5 protein-coding genes are annotated in these 5,296 nt (G+C 63.5%); all 5 read left to right on the top strand.

Translation table 11 applies throughout. From position 1 onward, the window contains the following. On the top strand, positions 1-1,087 hold a 1,087-nt coding region (locus tag EN750_RS17165; protein WP_145967736.1), incomplete at its 5' end, for a flavin reductase family protein. Continuing rightward, a complete protein-coding gene (locus tag EN750_RS17170) occupies positions 1,084-2,121 on the top strand; it encodes an LLM class flavin-dependent oxidoreductase (RefSeq protein WP_127397114.1) in 1,038 nt (345 codons plus the stop codon). The genes EN750_RS17165 and EN750_RS17170, both read left to right, overlap by 4 nt. 10 nt (positions 2,122-2,131) lie before the next feature. Beyond that, complete coding sequence (locus EN750_RS17175; RefSeq protein ID WP_127397115.1) at positions 2,132-3,601, top strand: aldehyde dehydrogenase; 1,470 nt, start codon at positions 2,132-2,134, stop codon at positions 3,599-3,601. Positions 3,602-3,660: 59 nt separating this feature from the next. Beyond that, positions 3,661-4,665 carry an ABC transporter substrate-binding protein gene (locus EN750_RS17180; RefSeq protein WP_127397116.1) on the top strand — a complete coding sequence of 335 codons (1,005 nt, stop codon included), beginning with the start codon at positions 3,661-3,663 and terminating at the stop codon, positions 4,663-4,665. Positions 4,666-4,724: 59 nt separating this feature from the next. Then, positions 4,725-5,296, top strand: a 572-nt coding sequence (locus EN750_RS17185) for an ABC transporter permease (RefSeq protein WP_145967737.1), incomplete at its 3' end; no start/stop codon positions are given.

Genomic DNA, 5,296 nt, shown 5'->3' on the forward strand with positions numbered 1-5,296 from the left:
CTGCACAGTGCTCTCAGGCGAGCGGCATATGATGGCGGTGGCGGATCCCGGCCTGACGACGCGCCATATCGTCGACTTCCTCAAAGAAGGCGAAGCGATCGAGCAAGACAGCGCTGCCGCGGCGAACACCGGGTTCGACGGCAGCGAGTTCCGCCGTGCGCTGGGTTCCTTCCTCACCGGCGTCACCATCGTCACCACCATCGGGCCCGAAGGCGAGCCGCGCGGCTTCACCGCCAACTCCTTCACCTCGGTGTCGCTTGATCCACCTTTGGTGCTGGTCTGCATCGCTCATAAGGCGGTTGGCCATCCTGTCTTTGCGACATCGAAAAGCTTCGCCATCAACGTCCTCAACGAGGATCAGAAGGCAGCGTCCGGCATATTCGCCTCGAAAGCGGCCGACAAGTTCGCCGCCGTTGCCTGGCGACCGGGACGAACGGGCAGCCCCGTGCTGGACGGCTCCGTCGCATCCTTCGACTGCGACATGGAGCGGCTGGTCGATGCCGGTGATCATTCGATCCTCATTGGCCGCGTCCGCGATTTCGAGCACAATTCCGCGCAGCCGCTCGGCTATTGCCGCGGCGCGTATGTCGCGCCCGGCCTCAGCCAGGACGCGCTGGCAGCCACCCAGCCCGGCACCGATGTCGGCGCCATCCTCGAGAATGGCGGCCGGATCCTGTTCCTGGACACGGCGGATGGTTTTGAACTGCCGCGCGGTCGGGGTCTGGGTGCGGCTGGCGATGGGAAAAGCCTGCGAGGGGTGCTTGCCGCGAGGGCCATCGAGGCCAAGCTGGGCTTCCTTTTCGCCGTCTGGGACGATGCCAGAGATGTTTCGCGCACACATGTCTACTATCGCGGCACGTTCGACGTGCCCGCTTCCAGCGATCGCGGCATCAGGCTGGTCGGGATCCACGCGATCGAGGAGTTGAAAATCGCCGATCCGGCGATCCGCTCGATGCTCGCACGCTATGTCAAGGAATGCTCAGTGGATGCATTCGGCGTCTATGTCGGCAACGATGTCGAAGGCGAGGTCCGGCCGCTCGCCAGGACCGCCGGTTCCACAGCACCCAACACAGGTGACCAGCGATGAAATTCTCGCTCTTCGTGCATATGGAACGGTCGGACCTCGCCAAGCCGCATTCCGAGCTCGTGACCGAGCTCGAGGAGTTGGTCCTGATGGCCGAACAGGCCGGATTCGAGACCGCCTGGATCGGCGAGCATCACGGCATGGAATTCACCATTTCGCCCAATCCTTTTATCAATATCGCTTATCTCGCGGCCAAAACCAGCCGGATCCGTCTCGGTACCGGAACCGTGATCGCGCCCTTCTGGCATCCGATCAAACTTGCCGGCGAAGCGGCGATGGCCGACGTCATTAGCGGTGGTCGGCTCGACATCGGCATCGCGCGCGGCGCCTACAGTTATGAATATCAGCGTATTTTTCCAGGCCTCGACGCCTGGGGCGCCGGCCAGCGCATGCGTGAGATCATACCGGCGATCCGCGGCCTCTGGGAAGGCGACTTCGAGCTCTCAGGCGAGTTCTGGCAGTTCCCGCCCACCACCTCCTCGCCCAAGCCGCTGCAGAAACCCTACCCCCCGATCTGGGTGGCGGCGCGCGATCCGAACTCGCACGATTTTGCCGTTTCCCATGGATGCAAGGTGCAGGTGACGCCGCTGGCTTCTGGCGACGACGAGGTGGCGACCCTGATGCAGCGCTTCAACGGAGCCTGCGCCGCGCATCCCGAGATCGAACGGCCGGAGATTATGCTTTTGATGCACACCTTCGTCGCCGAGGACGCAGCCGATGCCGATCGCCTCACCCAGGACCTGTCGGCCTTTTACTGCCAGTTCGGCGCCTGGTTCCAAAACAAGAAGCCGGTGCACCAAGGCATATTGGAACCGCTGACGGAGGACGAGATCGCGGCCATGCCGCAATACGCGCCGGACAGGATCAGGCAGAATCTGGTGATCGGCGAAGCCGACGAAGTCCTCGCTCGACTGAAGGCTTATGAGGCGCTCGGCTACGACCAGTATTCGATCTGGATCGACAGCGGGCTTTCGCATGAGCGCAAAACGAAATCGCTGAAACTGTTCATCGACCGGGTAATGCCGGCCTTCCTCTGATCGCGAGCCCATGACCGACGCTGTTTTCAGGAACTTCATCGACGGCCGCTTCGACGAGCCATCAGCCACGTTCGACAGCGTCGACCCGTCGACCGGCGCGGCCTGGGCCAGGATGCCGGTGGCGAGCGAAGCCGATGTCGACCGCGCCGTCGAGGCGGCGCACCGCGCATTGCGCTCAGACCCATGGCGAAGGATGACAGCGACAGAGCGTGGAAAGCTGCTTGTCAAGCTCGGTGACCTCGTCGCCGCCAATGCCGCGAGCCTTGCCCAACTCGAGACACGCGACACCGGCAAGATCATCCGCGAAACGCGCGCCCAGATCGCCTATGTCGGCGACTACTACCGCTATTATGGCGGGCTCGCCGACAAGCACGAAGGCGCGCATGTGCCGATCGACAAGCCGGATCTCGACGTCACCATTCGTCGCGAGCCGATCGGCGTCGTTGCCGCCGTCGTGCCGTGGAATTCGCAGCTGTTCCTTTCGGCCGTCAAGCTCGGCCCGGCGCTGGCCGCGGGCTGCACAATCGTGCTCAAGGCCTCCGAGGATGGTCCGGCGCCGCTGCTCGCTTTTGCCGAACTCGTCGAGGAAGCCGACTTTCCCTCCGGCGTCGTCAACATCCTCACCGGCTTCGGCCATGAGTGCGGCCAGCGCCTGACCAGCCACAAACTGGTCTCGCGCGTCGCCTTCACCGGCGGCCCCTCGACGGCGCGCGCCATTGTCAGGAATACGGCGGAGAACCTTGCCTACACGACGCTGGAGCTCGGCGGCAAAAGCCCGATCGTCGTCTTTGCCGACGCCGACCTCGACAGCGCCGCCAATGCGGTTGTCGCCGGCATTTTCGCCGCGACCGGCCAGAGCTGCGTCGCCGGGTCACGGTTGCTGATCGAGCGTTCGGTAAAAGATGAGTTCCTCGTCCGGCTGAAGCGCAAGGCCGAAGCGATCCGCATCGGCGACCCACAGGATCCGGCCACAGAAATGGGGCCGCTCGCCACGCTGCGCCAGCGAGACTGGATCGAGAAGGTGGTCGCGGAGAGCCTTGCCGCGGGCGGCAGACTGGTCACCGGTGGAACGCGGCCAACCGGCGACGGCTTCTACTACGCGCCGACTATCATCGACGCCGGCGGCAGCGACCTGCCTTGCGTGCGCGAGGAATTGTTCGGGCCGGTGCTCAGCGTGCTTGCCTTCGACAGCGAGGCGCAGGCACTGGCGCTCGCCAACGATACGCCCTTTGGCCTGGCTTCGGGCGTGTTCACCAGCAATCTCGGCAAGGCGCATCGCATGGCGCGTGACATCCATGCCGGTGTTGTCTGGGTCAACACCTATCGCGCCGTATCGCCGCTCGTTCCGTTTGGCGGTTACGGCCTGTCGGGTCTCGGCCGCGAAGGCGGGCTCGACGCCATCAGAGATTACACGCGCTCGAAATCCGTCTGGATCAAGACGTCGGACGAGCCGATCCCGGATCCCTTCGTCATGCGCTGAGGGATGTGGGGCGCAGGTGCATTGAGAAAAACAAGAACAGACCAACAGAGGAGAATATCATGAAATTGTTTCTGACCGGCTTGCTGGCCGGACTGCTCGCCGCCACCGCTGGCAAGGCCGATGAAATGGCCTTCACAAGTTGGGGTGGCACCACGCAAGAGGCGCAGACGAAATCCTGGGCAGCCCCCTTCGAGGACAACTCCGGCATCAAGGTCCTGCAAGACGGACCAACCGACTACGGCAAGCTCAAGGCCATGGTCGATGCCGGCAACGTTACCTGGGATGTCGTCGACGTGGAGATGGACTTCGCCATCAAGGCCGCCAAGGACGGGCTGCTGGAACCGATCGACTATTCCCTGGTGCCCAGGGCCGATCTCGACCCGCGCTTCAGCAATGAGCATGCCGTCGGCAGTTTCTATTATTCCTTCGTGCTCGCGTGGAACAAGAGTGCCGTAACGGGCGAACCGACCGGCTGGGCCGACATGTTCGACACCAAGAAGTTTCCCGGCAAGCGGACCTTCTACAAATGGTCGGCGCCCGGCGTCATCGAGATCGCGCTGCTCGCCGACGGCGTGCCGGCGGACAAGCTCTATCCGCTTGACCTCGACCGTGCCTTCAAGAAACTCGACACCATCAAGTCCGACATCGTCTGGTGGGGCGGCGGTGCTGAGTCACAGCAGCTGATCGCTTCCGGGGAGGCCGCCTTCGGGCAACTGTGGAACGGGCGCGTCTTTGCCCTTCAGCAGGATGGCACCGATGTCGGAGTCTCCTGGAACCAGAACCTCACCGCCGCCGACGTGCTCGTCGTGCCGAAAGGCGCCAAGAACAAGGGCAGTGCGATGAAGTTCCTTGCCGCTGCGTCCAGCCCGACCGGCCAGGCGAAATTCGCCGAGGCAAGCGGCTATGCGCCGATCAATACCAAGGCCAAGGCTGAGATGCCCGCCGATGCCGTCAAAGCACTCCCCGATGCCCATGTTGAGGGACAGATCAACCTCGACATGAACTACTGGGCCGAGCATCGAGATGAGATCGCCACGCGCTGGTATGCCTGGCAGACCAAGTAACGCCGTTGCAGGTGACGGGCGCGCGGCTTGCGCGCCCCGTTTCGGGACAGGACCGCTCGATGCAAGGAATTTCTTTCAGACGCAGCTCAGTCGCCGGCCTGCCGGCCGGCAGCGGCAGCGCCTTGCCGGCTCTGCTGCTGGTCGGCCTGTTCTTCATCATGCCGGTGGTGGCCCTGCTGCTGCGCAGCGTAACCGATCCTGAACCGGGCCTGCAGAACTACGCGACCCTGTTCGGCAGCGGCACCTATGTGCGGGTGTTCCTCAACACTTTCCTGGTCGCATCGGTCGTAACCGCCGTCACCATCCTGGTGGCCTTTCCCGTTGCATGGATGCTGGCGATCATGCCGCCGGCCATGGGATCGATCGTCTTCGGCATCATCGTGCTGTCGATGTGGACCAACCTTCTCACCCGCACCTATGCATGGATGGTGCTGCTGCAGCGTACGGGGGTGATCAACCGGGCACTGATGGGGCTCGGCATCATCCACGAGCCGCTGCCGCTTATCAACAATCTGGCCGGGGTCACCATTGGCATGGTCTACATCATGCTGCCCTTCATGATCCTGCCGCTGGTGGGCACTTTGCGCGCCATCGACCCTATGACGCTGCGCGCCGCCGCCCTTTGCGGCGC

Source organism: Mesorhizobium sp. M7A.F.Ca.ET.027.03.2.1, assembly GCF_003999175.1.
Classification (GTDB): domain Bacteria; phylum Pseudomonadota; class Alphaproteobacteria; order Rhizobiales; family Rhizobiaceae; genus Mesorhizobium.

Excerpts from the sequence above, each read along its gene's own strand:
- EN750_RS17170 (WP_127397114.1), top strand. The coding sequence starts at position 1,084 with ATGAAATTCTCGCTCTTCGTGCATATGGAACGGTCGGACCTCGCCAAG.
- EN750_RS17175 (WP_127397115.1), top strand. The coding sequence starts at position 2,132 with ATGACCGACGCTGTTTTCAGGAACTTCATCGACGGCCGCTTCGACGAG.
- EN750_RS17180 (WP_127397116.1), top strand. The coding sequence starts at position 3,661 with ATGAAATTGTTTCTGACCGGCTTGCTGGCCGGACTGCTCGCCGCCACC.